12 protein-coding genes and 5 tRNA genes are annotated in these 18,188 nt (G+C 40.6%); 1 reads left to right on the top strand and 16 read right to left on the bottom strand.

From position 1 onward, the window contains the following. Positions 1 to 36 precede the first annotated feature (36 nt). The 3 genes from H4J63_RS06095 to H4J63_RS06085 all read right to left on the bottom strand — a co-directional run bounded on the left by H4J63_RS06095 (position 37) and on the right by H4J63_RS06085 (position 4,448). Positions 37 to 1,413: a Na+/H+ antiporter NhaC family protein gene (locus tag H4J63_RS06095; protein ID WP_182195269.1), complete on the bottom strand. Its 1,377-nt coding sequence runs from the start codon at positions 1,411 to 1,413 to the stop codon at positions 37 to 39. A 191-nt stretch (positions 1,414 to 1,604) separates the two neighbouring features. Continuing rightward, positions 1,605 to 3,263, bottom strand: a complete 1,659-nt coding sequence (gene pbp4b / locus H4J63_RS06090; RefSeq protein ID WP_182195266.1) for a penicillin binding protein PBP4B — start codon at positions 3,261 to 3,263, stop codon at positions 1,605 to 1,607. Positions 3,264 to 3,272: 9 nt separating this feature from the next. Next, positions 3,273 to 4,448 (bottom strand): exo-beta-N-acetylmuramidase NamZ domain-containing protein, encoded by a 1,176-nt coding sequence (locus H4J63_RS06085; RefSeq protein ID WP_182195263.1) that lies wholly within the window; start codon positions 4,446 to 4,448, stop codon positions 3,273 to 3,275. 69 nt (positions 4,449 to 4,517) lie between these two features. Between H4J63_RS06085 and H4J63_RS20635 the strand changes: the two genes are divergently transcribed. Then, complete coding sequence (locus tag H4J63_RS20635) at positions 4,518 to 4,655, top strand: hypothetical protein (RefSeq protein WP_409072675.1); 138 nt, start codon at positions 4,518 to 4,520, stop codon at positions 4,653 to 4,655. A 187-nt stretch (positions 4,656 to 4,842) separates the two neighbouring features. Here H4J63_RS20635 and H4J63_RS06080 read toward each other — a convergent pair whose 3' ends face one another. From H4J63_RS06080 to prfB, 13 genes are all read right to left on the bottom strand, one after another. Next, positions 4,843 to 5,637 carry a LytTR family DNA-binding domain-containing protein gene (locus H4J63_RS06080; RefSeq protein WP_165744127.1) on the bottom strand — a complete coding sequence of 265 codons (795 nt, stop codon included), beginning with the start codon at positions 5,635 to 5,637 and terminating at the stop codon, positions 4,843 to 4,845. Continuing rightward, complete coding sequence (locus H4J63_RS06075; protein WP_165744128.1) at positions 5,637 to 6,620, bottom strand: sensor histidine kinase; 984 nt, start codon at positions 6,618 to 6,620, stop codon at positions 5,637 to 5,639. Before H4J63_RS06075 ends, H4J63_RS06080 begins: the two co-directional genes overlap by 1 nt. Positions 6,621 to 6,753: 133 nt before the next feature. Continuing rightward, positions 6,754 to 9,282 (bottom strand): glycoside hydrolase family 3 protein, encoded by a 2,529-nt coding sequence (locus H4J63_RS06070; protein ID WP_182195260.1) that lies wholly within the window; start codon positions 9,280 to 9,282, stop codon positions 6,754 to 6,756. Positions 9,283 to 9,331: 49 nt separating this feature from the next. After that, positions 9,332 to 10,108 (bottom strand): family 16 glycosylhydrolase, encoded by a 777-nt coding sequence (locus H4J63_RS06065; RefSeq protein ID WP_182195257.1) that lies wholly within the window; start codon positions 10,106 to 10,108, stop codon positions 9,332 to 9,334. A gap of 74 nt (positions 10,109 to 10,182) precedes the next feature. Further along, the gene (locus H4J63_RS06060) at positions 10,183 to 12,867 is read right to left on the bottom strand and encodes a TonB-dependent receptor (protein WP_024606266.1); all 2,685 of its coding nucleotides are present in this window, start codon (positions 12,865 to 12,867) and stop codon (positions 10,183 to 10,185) included. 1,223 nt (positions 12,868 to 14,090) lie between these two features. Continuing rightward, positions 14,091 to 14,167 (bottom strand) — tRNA-Arg (locus H4J63_RS06055). Between the two features lie 116 nt (positions 14,168 to 14,283). Further along, positions 14,284 to 14,360, bottom strand: a tRNA-Arg gene (locus H4J63_RS06050). A gap of 78 nt (positions 14,361 to 14,438) precedes the next feature. Further along, a tRNA-Arg gene (locus tag H4J63_RS06045) sits at positions 14,439 to 14,515 on the bottom strand. 74 nt (positions 14,516 to 14,589) lie between these two features. Further along, positions 14,590 to 14,666, bottom strand: a tRNA-Arg gene (locus tag H4J63_RS06040). A 38-nt stretch (positions 14,667 to 14,704) separates the two neighbouring features. Then, a tRNA-Ser gene (locus H4J63_RS06035) sits at positions 14,705 to 14,797 on the bottom strand. A 128-nt stretch (positions 14,798 to 14,925) separates the two neighbouring features. Beyond that, positions 14,926 to 15,108, bottom strand: coding sequence for a hypothetical protein (locus H4J63_RS06030; RefSeq protein WP_024597674.1), 183 nt, complete (start codon positions 15,106 to 15,108; stop codon positions 14,926 to 14,928). Between the two features lie 323 nt (positions 15,109 to 15,431). Further along, a complete protein-coding gene (gene lysS / locus H4J63_RS06025) occupies positions 15,432 to 16,967 on the bottom strand; it encodes a lysine--tRNA ligase (protein WP_165735521.1) in 1,536 nt (511 codons plus the stop codon). Positions 16,968 to 16,993: 26 nt separating this feature from the next. Continuing rightward, positions 16,994 to 18,092, bottom strand: a protein-coding gene (gene prfB, locus H4J63_RS06020) for a peptide chain release factor 2 (RefSeq protein WP_139016071.1) whose coding sequence is annotated in 2 segments (ribosomal slippage) — positions 16,994 to 18,016 and positions 18,018 to 18,092 — 1,098 coding nt in all. Because the reading frame shifts where the segments join, the coding sequence is not laid out codon by codon here. Positions 18,093 to 18,188 lie beyond the last annotated feature (96 nt).

The raw sequence follows: 18,188 nt of genomic DNA, 5'->3' as shown, positions 1-18,188 counted from the left end.
AATAAGCAGGCTTTTGACTATTTAAGCAATTGTATTTTATAAAACAATAATACTTGTTATTAAGTACGCTAAAAACGTAAGGCCGCCACCAAATAAGGCATACGGTAGCTGTGTTTTAACGTGGGTGAGTAAGTCACACCCCGATGCAATAGCAGATACAGCGCTGGTGTCGGATATAGGCGAGCAATGATCGCCAAATATACCACCACCCAAAATAGCACCAACAACAAGCGATGGCGGTAAACCTAGCGCTTGAATAAGTGGCACACCAATTGGGATTAATATAGCAAACGTACCCCACGATGTACCTGTAGTAAACGACATAACTGCGCCGGTTAAAAACAGCACCGGTACTATTAGGTAAATAGGTAAGTAGTCACCAACAAGTGACGCTACAAATACGCCAGTACCCAACTCTTTTAAGCTTGCGCCAAGTGTAAGCGAAAGCAGTACAATGGCGACTAGCGGCATTAATTCGCCCATACCTTTAAAACCGGTATCAACTAATTGATGGTGCGTAAATTTACGAGAACCAATCATTAAAAAGTAAGCGACAACAATGGCTAAAACCGTTGCATATAATACTGATTTAGAGCCGCTGCCCTCGGCTAATACACCATTACCGGTGTAGTACATAAAGCCAACCATGCTGGTAATAAGCGTAATAAGCGGGATTAACATGTAACGCGCTCTAGAGCCTTTTACTTCTTCTTTTAAGTCAGTTGTTTGAAGCTCTAGTTTTTCTTCGGCTTCTTTCATTGGGCCATGCACTTTATCAAACGCGATGGTATAAAAAACAATGGCAAGGGTAATTATGGCGTAAAAGTTATACCCTACGCTGCCCCATAACACTGATACAGCCGACTCACCTAGCTCATAGTTACCTAACAAACCAAGTACAAATGCGCCCCAGCCGTTAAGTAGTATTAAAATACACACTGGCGCACTGGTGCTGTCAATAATGTACGCTAGACGCGCTCGGCTCATTTTAAATTTGTCGAATAAGCCACGCGATAAAATCCCTGAGGTAAGTACGCTCAAGTTAGATTCTATAAACACCGCAATGCCGGTAAACATGGTTAAAAAGCCCACTTGGCGCTTACTTTTTGCAATTCCTTTGTTCATTAACATATTAACAGTTGCTGCAACGCCGCCAGATTCGCGAATGTAGGCAAGCAAGGCACCTATTAAAATACTAAATATTAATATGCGTGTATTACCTGGCGAGCTGGCAACCGAAATAATACGTTCAATGGTATTTAAAAAAGTGTCAAACAAGCTATTACCTTCGCCCTGAAAGGCGAGTAAAAACTCAGAAGAAGCAACAGCAACAAGTAGCGCCATAATCACTTCTTTTCGCCAAAACACGATAGCAATCGCAATTAGCGGCGGTAAAATAGAATACCAATGCATAAAAAGTTAACCTTAATTATTAGCGAGCCACTCTCGCTTTGTACGCGTTTTATCGCTTATTTGTTAAGCCTAGCAGCATAAACTGGCTTAGATTTGTAAACCGCTTAGCTTAATGGATTGCCTTACTCAAGTCACCTGTAAATAAATCACTTAGAGTAATGCTGTTAGTACGTTTTAACCTATACGATAGCTTATTGATTTAGTAGCGCTTCATAAATAAGCGACACCACCGATCCGTACTGCGCGGTTTCAAATTGTTTACCTGTAAATTCGTAACGTTTTTGCGAGCCTTTAATTGCGCTATGGCGAGCATTGGTAAGTAAAACAATAGCTAAATCGTAAGCGGGGTCAATTACGGTCACTGTACCCGTCCAACCTGTGTGCCCATAAGCCTGCGCACTTGCATAAGGGCCAAAGTGCCAGCGCCTTGCTTGATTATTACCAGCAAGCCTAAAGCCAAGCGCGTAGGTCTCATCGCTTGATTGCGGCGTTAAAAATTGTGCTAAGGCGCTTGCACTAAATAATTGTTGGTCGCCGTAGCCACCATTATTTAGTAATAGCTGGCAAAGCACCGCTAAGTCGTGAGCGTTACTAAATAATCCTGCATGCCCTGCTACGCCATCAAGTGAGTAGTAAGCGCGCTCATCATGCACTTGGCCTTGTAAAACCCCAGTTCGAACATTATCAAACTTAATGCGCCCGTCTCGTGTGTTGCCGCTAAGCTCAGTAGCTGCAAATTGCTGTGGCTTAAAGCCTTTTTTAAGTGGATTAAATAACGTGTTAGTTAATTTTAGTGGCGCGTACACTTGCTGCTCTAGGTATTCGTCAAGGGGCTGCCCAGTTATGCGCTCAATGAGTACGCCTAAAATCATGTAATCAATATCTGAGTAAACATGCTGCCTAGATGATTTACTACTAAAAGGCACGCTGGTGAGTAATAGCTGTTTGGTGGTTTTACTGTTTTGCGAATAAAACGCGTCGCCGTAGCTGCCATCTTTACGATGAAAGTCAAATACTGGCGGGTATCCGGCGCTGTGTGTGAGTAAGTCTTTTACTGTGCGCTTTGCTCGCCCTTCACCTTTATATTCGCTTAGGTAGCTTTGTACGGATTTATTAATATTTAATAACCCTTCGCTTACTAATTTCATAAGTGTAAAGTTTGTGGCAAATATTTTGGTGTTTGAGGCAAGATCAAACAAGGTATTAGTTTGCATGGGCTCTGGGCGAAGTAGCATTAAATCACTTTGCTGATATTGCTTTGCATCGCCATAGGCGGTTAACTTTATTAGCTCACCGTTTTTAACAACGGCCAATACAGCCCCAGGAAAACCTGCTTTAACATCGCGTTCAATTAATGTGTCTACTTCAGTAAAATCTATATGCTTTTTTGGTTCATCGCTTAAAGTAGGAAATGCAAAACGCAGCGTTAAACTCGCGCCAGCAGGGAGAATATTTTCAACTTTAAAGGTATTAACACCGTTGTGAGTATTTTTTGCCAAACTGTAATTGTATAAGGTGTTGGCGCTTAGTTGGTTAACGTCGAGCTTTTTATTATTAATGTAAATATCGGCGCTTTGTGCGTTGTGGTTTTGTATTAATAATTGCCCGCGCCCTTTGTAAGCTTTAAACGTTCCTCGGTTATTTACATAAAACCGGCTACTTGGATTTACCTCTGGAAACGTTACAACCACTTGTGCATTAGGCAGCTCTACAAGCTGGCTTTTTGTAAGTGGTAGCACCGAGCTAATAGGCTCAGGTGGTGTACTACAACCCACAATAATAAAGCTCAATGCCACTATAAATGCTTGTTTGATATAACCATACCTTTGATTTTTTAAAGCAATAAACATGCTTAGCCCTTATTTATATAACAAGTAAGGCGCTCTTTGCGCTTTAAATTGTGCAAGTCCCGCCTGCCAGCTTTGTTTTATTTGCGCTTCTGATTGCCCTGCTTCAATAGCTAAGCGCAATTTATTAGTACCCGCTAGCTTATTCATAAAGTCAGCACGCTCAAAAAACGAGATGTTATTTTTACTAAGCTCCGTGTACGCATTTATTAAGTAAGTTAAATTTAAACCTGTAATATTTGCTTGTCTTAAATCGAGCCCTTGCACGGTTTGGTTTTTAAATTTAGGGTTTAAAGCAGCGCCTTTAATTGCGCGCGGTGTAAAATTAAAATCACCTAATGCTACTGGCGAATAGCCAATTACTTGAAATGCAAAGTCGGTGCCTCTACCAATGCTAATAGGCGTTGCCTCAAAAAAGCAAAGTGATGGGTAAAGCGCAATGGCTTGATCGTTAAGTAAGTTAGGGCTGGGTTTTACAGGCAAGCTGTATGTACTTTTGCGAGTGTAATGATCAACAGGGATCACCGTTAATTTTAAATCGGGCGCTTTATTGATCCAGCCCTCGCCCTTGATCATTTTGGCAAGTTCGCCAACGGTCATGCCGTGTAAAACAGGAATTGGGTGCATTCCTACAAACGATTTAAATTCTGGCTCTAATATTGGCCCATCAACGTAGGCAATATTTGGGTTGGGCCTGTCGAGCACTAAAAATTCTATCCCCTGCTCTGCAGCGGCTTCCATCATGTAGTGCATAGAGCTTATGTAGGTATAAAAACGCACTCCCACATCTTGAATGTCAAAAATAATCACATCAACATCGGCTAAAGCAGCTTGGCTTGGTTTTTTATTTTTACCGTAAATAGAAATAAGTGGAATACCTGTTTTACCATCAACGGCATTTTTCACATGGGCGCCCGCATCGTGATCGCCACGAAAGCCATGCTCAGGTGCAAAAATTTTAGTTATATTAATATTTTTAGTCAGCAGCGCATCTACTAAGTGAGTTTGCCCCACCATTGATGTTTGATTAACGACTAGCCCTACACGTTTATTTTTTAACTGCGGTAAATATTTAGCATATTGTTGCGCACCTACTACAAGTGAGTTATTAACTTCGTGGGCGTGCACGCTTGCAATAAAAATGGCGCTAAAAATAAAAAATAAAGTAATAAATAGGGTTTTAAACATACTGCAATATCCTTTTAAACAAGGCGTTTAAAATAACATAGCTAAGTTTAAAGAGCAGCTTAGGTTTTAATAATTAGCGGTCAGCGGTCAGCGGTCAGCGGTCAGCGGTCAGCGGTCAGCGGTCAGCGGTCAGCGGTCAGCGGTCAGCGGTCAGCGGTCAGCGGTCAGCGGTCAGCGGTCAGCGGTCAGCGGTCAGCGGTCAGGTAATAAAAATAAAACACCGAGCCTTTTGCAAGCGCAATTTTTATATTGTTGGCGGGAGTTTACCTCGCGCAGGTTTTAGGTTTTAGGTTTTAGGTTTTAGGTTTTAGCAATGAGAAACTGTGTTTCTAACTTGAGTAAGCACTACGTCCACATTGATAATGTTGACGATGGTGTAACTAAAAAACCACCGTTATTGTTTTATTAAGCTCTTTAAGTTTTTACTGTACGTTCTACTTACCTTGAGTGTTTTTTCGTTATCTAACACCGCCATATATTCAGAATTACGTAATGGGTTGAGCTGTTTAATGTGGCTTAAATTAACAATCGTTGATTTATGTATGCGTAAGAAGTCTTCTGGCAGGGTATTTTTTTCAAGATCTTTTAAACGCGCTCGCATTACATGGGTTTCAGCCAGTGTATGAACACACATATAATCGCCTGCGGCATCAATCCATAAAATATCTTTAAACGGAATTATTTGAATTGGGTTTTTAGCATCTTGGATGACCAAGTTTTCGGCTTCAAATTTATACTCTGAGTTTTTTGAGCTTTCTAATTCTTGATGCTCGTTTTCTATCAGCGATTGGTGTACTTCAATCAATGTGTTTTTTCTGTGGAGTTGCTCTGTTTTTACTACTCTTTCTATGGCTTCTGATAGGCGAGCTAATTTAACGGGCTTGAGTAAGTAGTCAAGGGCTCTTACCTCAAATGCTTTAACGGCATGCTGGTGAAACGCAGTAACAAAAATAACCGCTGGGCAGCTTTCTGGTTGAAAATGTTTAATTAGTTCAAAGCCTGATTTTGTTGGCATTTCTATATCTAGAAAAACTAAATCAACGTCATGTTTGTTAAGTACGTTAATAGCTTCATCAACACTTTGTGCACTGCCAATCACTTCAATTTCAGCAAAGGCTTCTAAACGAATACGCAAGCCTTCAATAGCGCTGTATTCATCATCAACAAGTAATGTTTTTAATTGAATCATTATTGCAAACCATTAATAGGAAGAGAAATACAAAGCCATGCGCCGCCTGATTTGGCATTGCCTTTTTCAATGCGATGACTATTTCCATACATTAATTTTAAGCGTTGCTCGCAATTAGCCAAGCCAATGCCCCTTTTAGATTTTTTATTGTCGTCAAACCCTTTACCAGTATCTGCAACTTTAATGAGCAATGCGGATTTTGTTTTTTCAACATTAATTGTGATCACCATTTTTTGATCTGCTCGCATACCATGTTTTAACGCGTTTTCTACCAATGGTTGAATTAATAAAGAAGGTATTAATAAATCGTTGCATGGTTCATCAACGCTAATATTAACCTCTAACCGGTCGGCAAATCGACATTGCTCTATATCTAAGTAGGTTTTTAATATGGCAATTTCTTCTTTAATCGCTACTTTTTCAAGTGGATCGGTATACAAGCTATGGCGCAGTAGATCACAAAGCTTTTCGAGCATATTAACTGCCTGCAAACTTTCTTTTTTTAAGATTAAGGTGCAAATAGCATTAATGCTGTTAAACATAAAATGCGGATTAAGCTGATATCGAAGCATTTTTAGCTGTGACTCTTTCGCTAGGTGTGTCGCTTCAGCGGCTTTTTGAGTTTGCTCTAAATTGTCGAGATATATTTTGATCCCGTAATAAAAAGCAGTCCACGTTGAGAGCATAGTTAACGATGCAGACGTCCATGTACCAAAGTCAAACCATGTCATTGAAAGCCACCAATTGCCATATAACCACTGCAAAGACGCCCATTTAATTTGTGTCCAAATGAATGTGGCAGTTAACAGCAGCACCAGATGCAGTGCTATTTTAACTTTAATCCCTTGCCTATTTGAGCAGTTATAAGCCCTTCTTAAAAGTAAGGTGATTAAAAAGCCACACGCTACATCAATAATTAAATGCGGAATGTGTATCGACCATGGCTCGTCGCTTGGTATTTTTATCATTAGCTCGGTCAACATTGCATACACAATCCAACCGCAGCTCTGAAACAACCAGAAAAGATGACTTCTGGGATTTTTGGAATTCAAATTAATACGTCCAACTTTAAAGGCAGTTGAATAGCTTACTTATTATCAACTGCCTTTGCCTTATTTATTTTGAGCACGTGATTGATAATGCGTCATTATTAGGTTTTGCAGTCAACGCGATATCTGCAACTGCTAAACTTAAACGCTGAGCTGAAATACGAATTACATCTGACATGGTTTGTTCAATCAGTTCGCTATCGGCGCAATTGAGTGCGATTGATAAAGTATGCCAGCGCTTATCTGCCATTGTTTTTTCAAACGATGAAAAATCAATACTTCTTAAACAGTTATCTAAATTACACATTACTTGTAACTGTGCACCTTGCTCTGGAGCTTTATCTAATCGCATTTTTAGCTCAAGGTAACCTGATTTAAATTTGCGTTCGAGTAGCGTAGGTTTTAAGTAACTTAGGCTAAGCGTTGCATCTGAGGATTGAGATTGCCACTTAAACTGCCTTGCATCCTCTTGATACGATAAATTAACCGATTGCATTAACAAACTTTTTTTATCGCCACTGGTGGCCGATGAACCACTAGTTAAAACCTTTGCTGTTGTATCGGCCAACGCCCATGTGACATTTTTAGCTAAACTTTTTACAAACAGTGGATGTGCATCGCTTTTAACGGTTTTTTTAGGGCTCGTTGCTTCACTCACAATAGGCATATTTATTGCGTCATGATAAGTTAGCCCGTAGCCGTAGGCAAAGAGCGGGTCGTAATCTACATCCCCTAAGTTAAGGCTGAATTGATTGTCGTATTTAGGCCACGAAAAACTCAACTTACCGGTAAAATCAAACTGGCTGTTACCGTTTTTATCTGTTAATAATACGTCTGCAACCCCCTCACCCTCAGAGCCTGGTAACCATGCAGCAACAAAGGCATCCGATGCATTGAGCTCTTTACTGACCCAAAGCGGGCGACCACTTAAAAATACGGTAACTACCGGAATATTGTCTGCCTTAAGTTTTTTCAGCAGTGCAAGGGCATGTTTGCTTTCATCCTGAAACTCTAGCATTTCTATATCACCAAACCACTCAGCATAAGGCTCTTCACCAATAACAACAATGGCTACATCTGGCTTGGTTTTATATTCACCAGACTCACTTAAGCTTATTTCACCGCCTGCTTTTAATACTTGCGACTTTAAACCTGCATAAATAGAGGTCGCATTAGGAAAGTCACTATTGGTATTGTCTGTGCCCTGCCAAGAAACACTCCAGCCACCCGCTTGCATATTAATTGCATTCGCGCCTTTGCCGGCAACTAAGATGCGGCTACTCGCTTTGATTGGCAGCACGTTTTCGTTGTTTTTTAATAGAACGAGTGACTTACGAACAGCTTCTCTTGCTAACGTACGATGCTGGGAGGCACCTAACCACTGTGAGTGTTGTGATTCAGGTCGTGAAGATGGCTTTCCTTTAACAAAAACACCCCAGCGGATTTTAGCCCTTAAAAAACGTCTAACGGCATCGTTAATTCTTGATTCGGCTATTACACCGTCTTTCACTTGCTTAACAGTATTATGATAAAACGCTTCAAAATGCTCTGGTACCATAATCACATCAACGCCGGCGTTAATTGCTTGCGCACATTGCTCTAAATCGCAGCCTTCTACAAACTTGTGAGCATTCCAATCACTGACTACAAACCCATCAAAACCAAGTTGGTTTTTAAGTACATCCGTTAATAAGTGTTTATCGCCATGCACACGTTTGCCATTCCAACTATTAAAGGATGCCATCACTGATTGCACACCTTCATTAATAGCGGAAAAATAACCTGCGCTGTGAATATCTCTTAATCCTTTTTCATCGATAAGCGTATTTCCGCGATCAACGCCTCGCTCTGTACCACCATCGCCCACAAAATGTTTTGCGGTTGCAATACGGTTACTGCCTTTTAAAAAGTCAGCCCCTATATCACCTTGAATACCTGTCACCATACTACCTGCATACAGCCTAACTAATTCAGGGTCTTCTGAGTAACTTTCATAGGTTCTGCCCCAGCGATCATCTCTGGCTACAGCGACAGTAGGAGCAAAACTCCATTCAATCCCAGTGGCTGACACTTCTTTCGCTGTTGCTTGGCCTATGCGTTTAATTAAGTCGGCATCATGCGCAGCTCCTAAGCCAATATTGTGCGGAAATAACGTAGCGCCATACACATTACTATGTCCATGCATGGCATCAGTACCCCAAATAGTCGGTATTGCAATACCGTCTTTCGTTGAGTCCATTGATGCTAGGTACATTTCATCGGCATATTTTAACCATGTGGCCTGATCAGCGCGTTTGTCGCCATAGGGGGCTGTATTACCGCCATTTAGGTATGAACCAAACCCATATTTGCGCATTTGTTCAACACTTAAATAACCAATTTCGGGCTGAATCATTTGCGCCACTTTTTGCTCTATGGTCATCTTTGCCAGTAGTTGTTCAATTTGCGCTTCTACAGCTGGATCACGTTTAAGTTTAGTGTTTACATAAGGCCAGTTGACTTGCTCACGCTCTGCACTGAATGAATATTGACAAGTAAGCGCCCCAACTACGGGCAATAAGCAAAATAATAATTTAGAATATTTGATTTGAGACATTAAAAACCTTCGAGATTAAATTCTATTTATAGATACAAACTTCTTAATTTTATTGGGGAATGTACTCAATAAAATCATAGTACGCCCACGAAGGGCTGCCATAGTATTGACCAGGGAAGTAATAGCCTTCGGTTGAGTTATCACCATTCCATTGGTTAATCATTATTTTTGTATTATCCATCGGCCATGCATACGCGGGAATTTCATTTTCAGCTAAATGACCATCGCCATTGTCTTTGTAGAGCACTCTTAATGTTTGCTCATTTCCTTGAGCGTCGTACAAGTACCAACGAATCGAGTTGCTAGACCAATCAAAGCCAATAGTTAATAAGTTTTCTCTGTAATCAAGCCCAAACTGACTTAAGTCGATGTCCTTTTCCCAGCTTTGATAAGTGCCACCTTGCGGCTGATAAATCACATTGGTATGAACAACGTTCCCAAGGGAGGGTAAAAGCTCAATATCTATCTCTTGCCATGCTCTGCCGGGTGAATCCCACCACGATGTGTAAGTAAAAATGGAAGACACAGTGCCTTGCGTATTCCCTGACTTAACACTGCCTTGCACCTTGCCAAAGCCATAGAAATTATTACTTTGCAGCTCAGCACATGCGCCTTGTGATAATGAAAGCGTGATCCCCTGTTGGCTTGGGTTAATCATTGCAGGGGAAAATTCACAGCCAAAAGGCGAGCCATTATCGCCACTTCGCGCATTCCAAATCGATGTGTCATAACCCCACGAAAAATTATCTTTAAAATAATTGGCATATGTACACGGCGAGATAAATAAAATACCACTCACCAAGGTGCTAATAAGCTTAGTTTTCATTATTGATCCTTATTTAAATTGCACGCCTACCACAGTGTATAATTACTGTGACAGACGTAATTTGGTGAGGTTATCTAAAATGAAAAACCAGCTCTTACACCGTAATACCTTGGCATGCCAAAGCTGCCTTTAGGAATGCCTTTACTGGTGTTGTTCCAATACTGAATCGTTTCATCAGAGGCATTATTTACAAATGCTTCTGCGAACCAATTTTGTCCTTGCGGTTCATACTTGATTGAGGCATTGAATACGGCAAACGCATCGCGGCTATCGTCAATGTATTTTGTCGCCTCGTCCGATACGCTAAAGTCCATATCATCTAAGTGTTTATCAACATTCCATACTGTTGAGTACGACTCATCTTTCCAGCTCGCATTAAGCCAGCTATGAATAAAACCATATTCACCTAAATCAAACGTATGTGTGTAGCTGATGTTCGCCGTGAACTTAGGCGTCATCGCTAGGTTATTACCTTTAAGGTTGGTTGATAGCAGTGTATTTTCAGGGTTTTTTGATTCCTCATAAGAAATATCAAAAAGATACTCAGCATCGTAATCCCATTTAGTATTCCAATCGTCCGTCACTTTAGCATCAGTCCAGGTTACATAACCGGTGATACGCCCGCTTGGGTAAGGCTTCCAATCAAACTCAAGCTCAATACCTTTGATTGTTGAACTAGGAACATTTTGTGTGTAATAAGCTATAACTGGCTTGTTTTGAAAATCGAGTACTGGCTCGCCATTTCCATCTAAAACGGGAGAACCATCTTCATCTTCTACCACAGATAAACGCTCTACGTTACCGATTGAGCCCACTGATGCGTATTGCATGTCGGTGTAATCTGTGTAGAAAAATGCGGCTTTTAGGTTTAATGAATTATCAAAAAAGCTCGATTTAGCGCCAAGCTCCCATGTAAGTACTTCTTCTGGATCAAACTTAGTTTCAAAGCGTGTAACGTCACCGGTTCTGTCATTTACGACCTCATATACATCACCAATTCCGCCGGCTTTAAAACCACTGGCAAGGTAGGTATAAATCATAGTTTCAGGTGAGATGTCGTAGTCTAAACCAACACGAAAATCATGATGCTGCCAACTTCCTTTATTATCGTTTGCAAAATATGATGCATAAATTGAAGGATCTTCGTAGTAATCAACTGGCAAATTATTTAGATCAGTTCTATTTAACCAACCTACGGCGCAGCCATCGGCATTAGAACAGCGATATGTTTTACCCCCTTTATCTTCTTTCGTTTCATCACTAAAACGATAACCAAGTGTTAGATGTAATTTTTCAGTTAAATTGTATGTACCTTGACCAAACAAAGCGAATGCATCTGTGGAGCGATCAGGTTGATCCCAAAAGGCTTTATCATCCATCGGGTTATCGTAATAACCTAAGGTCGTGGTTTTTTCGTGGAAATAGTTAGCACCGACAATCCAAATAAAATCGCCGTATTCGTCAGATTGTAATTGCACTTCTGTAGAAAATGATTTAGCGCCAGTGCCATCTAAAAAGTACGTTGCCCCATCCCAAGGATCGAGGCCGACTTCGCTATCTTGTGCTGAAGAGCGTTCCATATCCTCATAGCCAAGTAGCCACACAAGCGAATATTCATCATTTATATCGTAGTTAAGGGTATTTCTAAGATAGGTGATATCTAAATTAAGCTTACCAGGCACATTCACAACAGCTTGATATGTATTATCACTGGGTAAAAAGTTTGTGCAATCGCCACCCAACTCAGCACTTCTACCACGAATTTTATCGCAGTTAACTAAATCGAGATTGTTATTACTGTTATTAACATACTTTTGAAAAACGGTATGATTTGAAAAGCTGCCATCTAACGGCTCCCAAAGTGTACTAATTCTAAAAGAGTATTCATTAGCATTGTTATAAAAGTCATCTTTTTCAGCGGGTGTTAATTGGCGAACTTTTTGCGCCTCTGGATCAGTTCCTGCGCCATCTATCCACCAGTTTTCTCGCTGCGTGACAGTTTGACCAATACCTTGATAAGAATCCTCGGATATAACTGGAGCATTGAGTATATCGTCGCTTAATCGTCTTGAGTCATATTGGTTGGGATCGTAGTAACCTTCGAGATAAGAGTCGCGTTTTAGACCTTTGCCAGAAAACCGTACTGCAAATTCGTCATTAATTGGAATATTGATTACACCACCAATATTTTTGCTGTTGTATTTACCTGCTTCAACATTCACATTGCCATATAAATGAGTGAATTCAGGCTTTGCTGAAATAACATTTATGCTACCAACTGTTGAATTTCGGCCAAATAACGTTCCTTGTGGGCCCCTTAATGCCTCAACTCGTTCAATGTCATACATCAGAGCTAGTGCTCCTTGCATTCTTGGTGAATAAACACTATCAAGGTGCACACCAACAGCAGGGTCGCCAAGCTCGGTAATATTAGTAGAACGTACGCCACGCATCGAGATAACTGGTGCTGATTGATCCGTCGCTGTGGAGATATCTAACCCTGGCACTAGGTTAGCTATATCTTTAACGCTGTTAACCCCATTTTGTCTTAGCTCTGCTTCAGTCAATGCCGTAATGGCAACTGGGGTTTCCATAAGTCTAGTTTTACGTTTAGTTGCTGTTACAGAAATAATTTCTAACGAGCTAGCTTTTTTCTCTGGTGTTTGTATTTCTTCAGTGGAAGCCTCTTGAGCATGAAGTGGCATTGAGCAAGCCAATGCAACGGCTATTGATAATGCTGTTTTATTTATTGTGTGCATGTTCGACCTTTTGATGTGTGTGAACGTTAATTTTGTAACTTTTATGTAACAGCTTCACAGTATCCATAGGGTCTTTTTTGAATACTAGTCAAATACGCCAAAGCGAGTTAGATATAATACAAGCCGATATTAGAACGTATTGGATTAGAGTTTTTAAACAGTAGACCTTCAATTTTATGAACTCAAAGCGAACTTACGCCTTATTTTACAGTTTACTTTGAATAAAAAACCGACTTTCATCGGTTTATTTTCTATTAACCTAATTAGTAATAGAAATGCTAAGCGCAGGACGTATCTTGTAAGAGTGAACCTATGACCGTCTGATTCGTAGCTAGAAGAAGCGGCACTTCTACGTGAGTAAGCTCTTCGCCTACATTGAAAAGTTGGCGGTGGTATTATTTGTAGATCGTAGCTTAAAGGCGTTTAAATACTCATGGTGATTTTGGACTTCTCATTTACTCCTCTTTCACTTTTCTTTGTGCATTTTAGTTTTTAAGGGGAGGGCGTTATTCACAAAGAGGTTAAGAGGCGCTGCGCTTTTAGAGAAGTGATTAAAACATTATAAATCAGAAGCTGCGCTTCTAACGTAAGCAAGCCCTACGTCTACATAAAAAGTTGCGGTGATATTATTTATAGACCGTAGCTTACAGGCTTTTAAATGGTGATTTTGAACTTCTCATTTACCCCTCTTTCACTTTTCTTTGTGCATTTTAGTTTTTAAGGGCGTTATTCACAAAGAGGTTAAGAGGCGCTGCGCTTTTAGAGAAGTGATTAAAACATTATAAATCAAAAGCGACGCTTTTAACGTAAGCAAGCTCTACGTCTACTTGGAATTTTAACTGTGGTGTTTAGTTCGGTTTAACTGATAGCTGAAGACTTTCTCAAACTTCAGGCACAAAAAAACCGACTTTCATCGGTTTCTTTTCTATTAACTTTATTAGTAATAGAAAGTGGTGGGTGCAGGACGTATCTTGCAAGAGTGAACCTCCGACTGCTTTGTTCGCAGTAGGTTACTCTATCCACATCCACGCTTTAATTTATTTCAGGCACAAAAAAAACGACTTAGTGTCGGCTTATGTATGAAAGTGGTGGGCGCAGGACGTATCTTGTAAGAGTGAACCTCCGACTGCTTGGTTCTCAATTCACCTAAACCTACACTTCACTTCACTTCACTTTATTTTAGGCACAAAAAAACCGACTTAATGTCGGCTTGTTTATGAAAGTGGTGGGCGCAGGAGGATTCGAACCTCCGACCGCTCGGTTCGTAGCCGAGTACTCTATCCAGCTGAGCTATGCACCCACTTTCATAGATTGCTTATTTAAACTCTAAGCAGAGCGTATTAATTCAGGCATAAAAAAAACCGATTTCCATCGGTTTATTTTTCTTACACTTAAAAGTGTATGAAAATATGAAAGTGGTGGGCGCAGGAGGATTCGAACCTCCGACCGCTCGGTTCGTAGCCGAGTACTCTATCCAGCTGAGCTATGCACCCACTTTCATTTTTACTATTACTTGTTTTTACTCTAAGTAAGAGTTTTACTTATTTATACTCTAAGCAGAGTTTATAAAGTGGTGGGCGCAGGAGGATTCGAACCTCCGACCGCTCGGTTCGTAGCCGAGTACTCTATCCAGCTGAGCTATGCACCCACTTTATAGTTTACTTATTTAAACTCTAAGTAGAGTTTTTGCTTATTTATACTCTAAGCAGAGTTATTAAAGTATGGTGGGCGCAGGAGGATTCGAACCTCCGACCGCTCGGTTCGTAGCCGAGTACTCTATCCAGCTGAGCTATGCACCCATACTTTAAAACTTTACAAAACACGCCATTAAAAGAAATGGTGGAGAGGGAGGGATTCGAACCCTCGATAGAGCTACAAACTCTATACTCCCTTAGCAGGGGAGCTCCTTCGGCCACTCGGACACCTCTCCGTCTTGTGGGGCGTATAATAAAGATTTCAGAAAATATGTCAAACACTTTTCTACCAAAAACGACTATATGGTTATAGATTGCACATATGCTTGGTTTAAAAGTGTAATTAGTTTGAAATTTAAGCGGGTTACGCGTTTTTATTTGAAGGATTAACACCTAGCACGGGAACTAAGTCATCAGTTAACTGAGCCAAATACTGTTCTTGGTAACCTAACTGTTGAAATTCAGCAATACAAGCACGGTAATAAGCATTTCGTTCTTGCTCTGATGTGCCCTCTTCTGAAAAATCATCTACTCGTTTGTCTTTCATACTATTATTCTAAGTCCTTTAAGAATCTATACTTAACTGCTAAATACCAAGCAGTGTAAATTTCGTGCGTATTCTAGCTAAAACCTTTACATAAATACAACATATGTTTAAAAAACAATCATACTAAAAAGTTATAGCACTGTTAGTTTTAATATTAAAAACTACCAATAACAATAAATTAGTGAAGCTGAATTGCACATTAACCAGCACTAATAACTACATTTAATTTTTAGTGTAGTACTTATTAATTAAAATACTAATACAAAATAAAAAAACGCCGCTATTAAGCGGCGTTTATTAACTTACTATGCTCTACTCAAAGCTTAGTCAGCTTGCGGGCGCATATGCGGGAACAAAATAACGTCTTTAATTGTAGATGAGTCAGTAAACAACATTACTAAACGGTCAATACCAATACCTTCACCTGCAGTTGGCGGTAAGCCGTACTCAAGTGCGCGTATATAGTCTTCATCGTAATGCATTGCTTCATCATCGCCTGCGTCTTTCTCTTCAACTTGGCGTGTAAAGCGCTCTGCTTGGTCTTGTGCATCGTTAAGCTCAGAGAAGCCATTTGCAAGTTCACGACCGCCAACAAAAAATTCAAAACGGTCGGTAACAAATGCATTTTCGTCGTTACGGCGTGCAAGTGGAGAAACTTCCCACGGGTAGCCAGTAATAAACGTAGGTTGAATAAGCATATGCTCTGCTGTTTCTTCAAATATTTCACACAAGAACTTACCTGGGCCCCAAACACAGTTTTCAGGAATTTTAACGTGCACTTGTTTAGCGTACGCTTTTAATTCGTCAAAGTGGTTTTCTGGGTCGTTAAATACCGCAGCATCAAACTCAGGGTTATACTTTAAGATTGCGTCCGCCATGCTTAAACGTGTAAACGGTTGGCCAAAGTCGTATTCAACTGAGTCAATTACTTCGCCATTTTCGTCTTTAGTTGTATTAACTACAACTGCACTACCTAGTACGTTTTCTGCAACCGTACGTAACATGTCCTCGGTGATGTTCATCAGGTCGATGTAATCAGCGTATGCTTGGTAAAATTCAATCATTGTGAATTCTGGATTGTGACGCGTAGATAACCCTTCGTTACGGAAGTTACGGTTAATTTCGAATACACGGTCAAAACCACCTACCACTAAGCGCTTTAAGTAAAGCTCAGGCGCTATACGTAAGTACATGTCGATATCAAGCGCGTTATGGTGAGTTACAAACGGACGCGCAGATGCACCGCCAGGTATAACCTGTAGCATTGGTGTTTCTACTTCCATAAAGTCACGGTCTGCTAAAAAGCGACGAATGCCTTCAACTACTTGTGAACGAATGCGGAATGTTTCGCGCGTTGCTTCGTTAGTAATTAAATCAACGTAACGTTGGCGGTACTTTGTTTCTTGATCTGATAAGCCATGGAATTTTTCAGGCAACGGACGAAGTGACTTAGTTAATAATTGGTACTCAGTCATTTCTACGTATAAATCGCCTTTACCCGATTTATTTAATGCGCCTTTAACACCAATAATATCGCCAGTGTCTAGTTGACCATACTTTTCTTTAAGATCTTTTTGAACATCTTTAGATGCATACGCTTGTACGCGACCTTTCATGTCTTGAATTACAAAAAACGGTCCACGCTTTGCTAAAATACGGCCAGCGATAGACACAACTTCGTGCATCTCTACTAATTCTTCTTTGCTCTTATCACCAAACTGGGCTTGCAAATCAGCCGTGTAATGCTCACGACGGAATTGGTTTGGATGACCGTTGGCTGGGCAATTTTCGCGTATAGCGTCTAACTTGCCGCGACGCTCAGCGATTAACTTGTTTTCGTCTTGGATTTTATCAGTCATTTTTTAGCTCTTTATTAGCTTGGTGGTTATAGGCCAGATTTAAGGCTGGCTTCAATAAATTTATCTAAGTTACCGTCAAGTACCGATTGGGTATTGCGGTTTTCAACGCCTGTACGTAAATCTTTAATGCGTGCGTCATCAAGTACGTATGAACGAATTTGACTACCCCAACCAATATCAGATTTAGCGTCTTCTTGCGTTTGTTTTTCAGCATTTTGCTGTTGTAGCTCAAGCTCAAATAATTTAGCTTTTAACTGCTTCATCGCTTGGGCTTTATTTTTATGCTGCGAACGCTCGTTTTGACACTGCACTACGGTATTTGTTGGTACGTGAGTAATACGAACCGCCGATTCAGTGGTGTTAACGTGCTGACCACCCGCGCCCGATGCACGGTAAACGTCTATACGTAAGTCTGACGGATTCATATCAATTTCAATGTTATCGTCAACTTCTGGGTATACAAACGCAGAAGCAAATGAAGTATGACGACGACCACTTGAGTCAAATGGGCTTTTACGTACTAAGCGATGTACGCCAGTTTCGGTACGTAGCCAACCGTAAGCGTATTCGCCAACAAAGCGGACAGTTGCGCCTTTAATACCGGCAACATCACCGTCGGTCGCTTCAACTAGCTCAACTTTAAAGCCTTTAGCCTCGCCCCAACGTAAATACATACGAAGTAAAATGTTACACCAGTCTTGTGCTTCAGTACCGCCAGAACCTGATTGTAAATCAAGGTAAGCATCGTTTGAGTCATGAGGACCCGAAAACATACGACGAAACTCTAAACCTTCTAACTGTCCGTTTAAATCAGCAAGCTCAGTTTGCGCTTCAACAAAGGTATCTTCGTCTTCAGCTTCTACAGCTAGCTCAAGTAAGCCTTCAACGTCGTCAGTACCGGCTACTAGGTTGTCGATTGTTTCAACAACCGCTTCTAATGCTGATTTTTCACGGCCAAGCGCTTGTGCGCGTTCAGGCTCATTCCATACGGCTGAATCTTCAAGCTCGGCGTTAACTTCTTCTAAGCGTTCTTGTTTAAGAGCGTAGTCAAAGGTACCCCCGAAGCAATTCAGTACGTTCGCGAATTTCCTTGATTTGATTAATCACAGGATTCACTTCAAACATGTACATCACTCCAAAATGGCTAGGTAATTGCGCCCCTTTAAATGGGATTTTCGCAATAAATTATCGTCAAATGATAAAAACGCCCGATTTTAACAA

Origin of the sequence: Pseudoalteromonas sp. 5Ae-yellow, from assembly GCF_014077565.1 — a bacterium.
GTDB lineage: Bacteria > Pseudomonadota > Gammaproteobacteria > Enterobacterales > Alteromonadaceae > Pseudoalteromonas.
The sequence above is the reverse complement of the archived record's forward strand: the minus strand, read 5'-3'. Positions and strand labels throughout refer to the sequence as shown.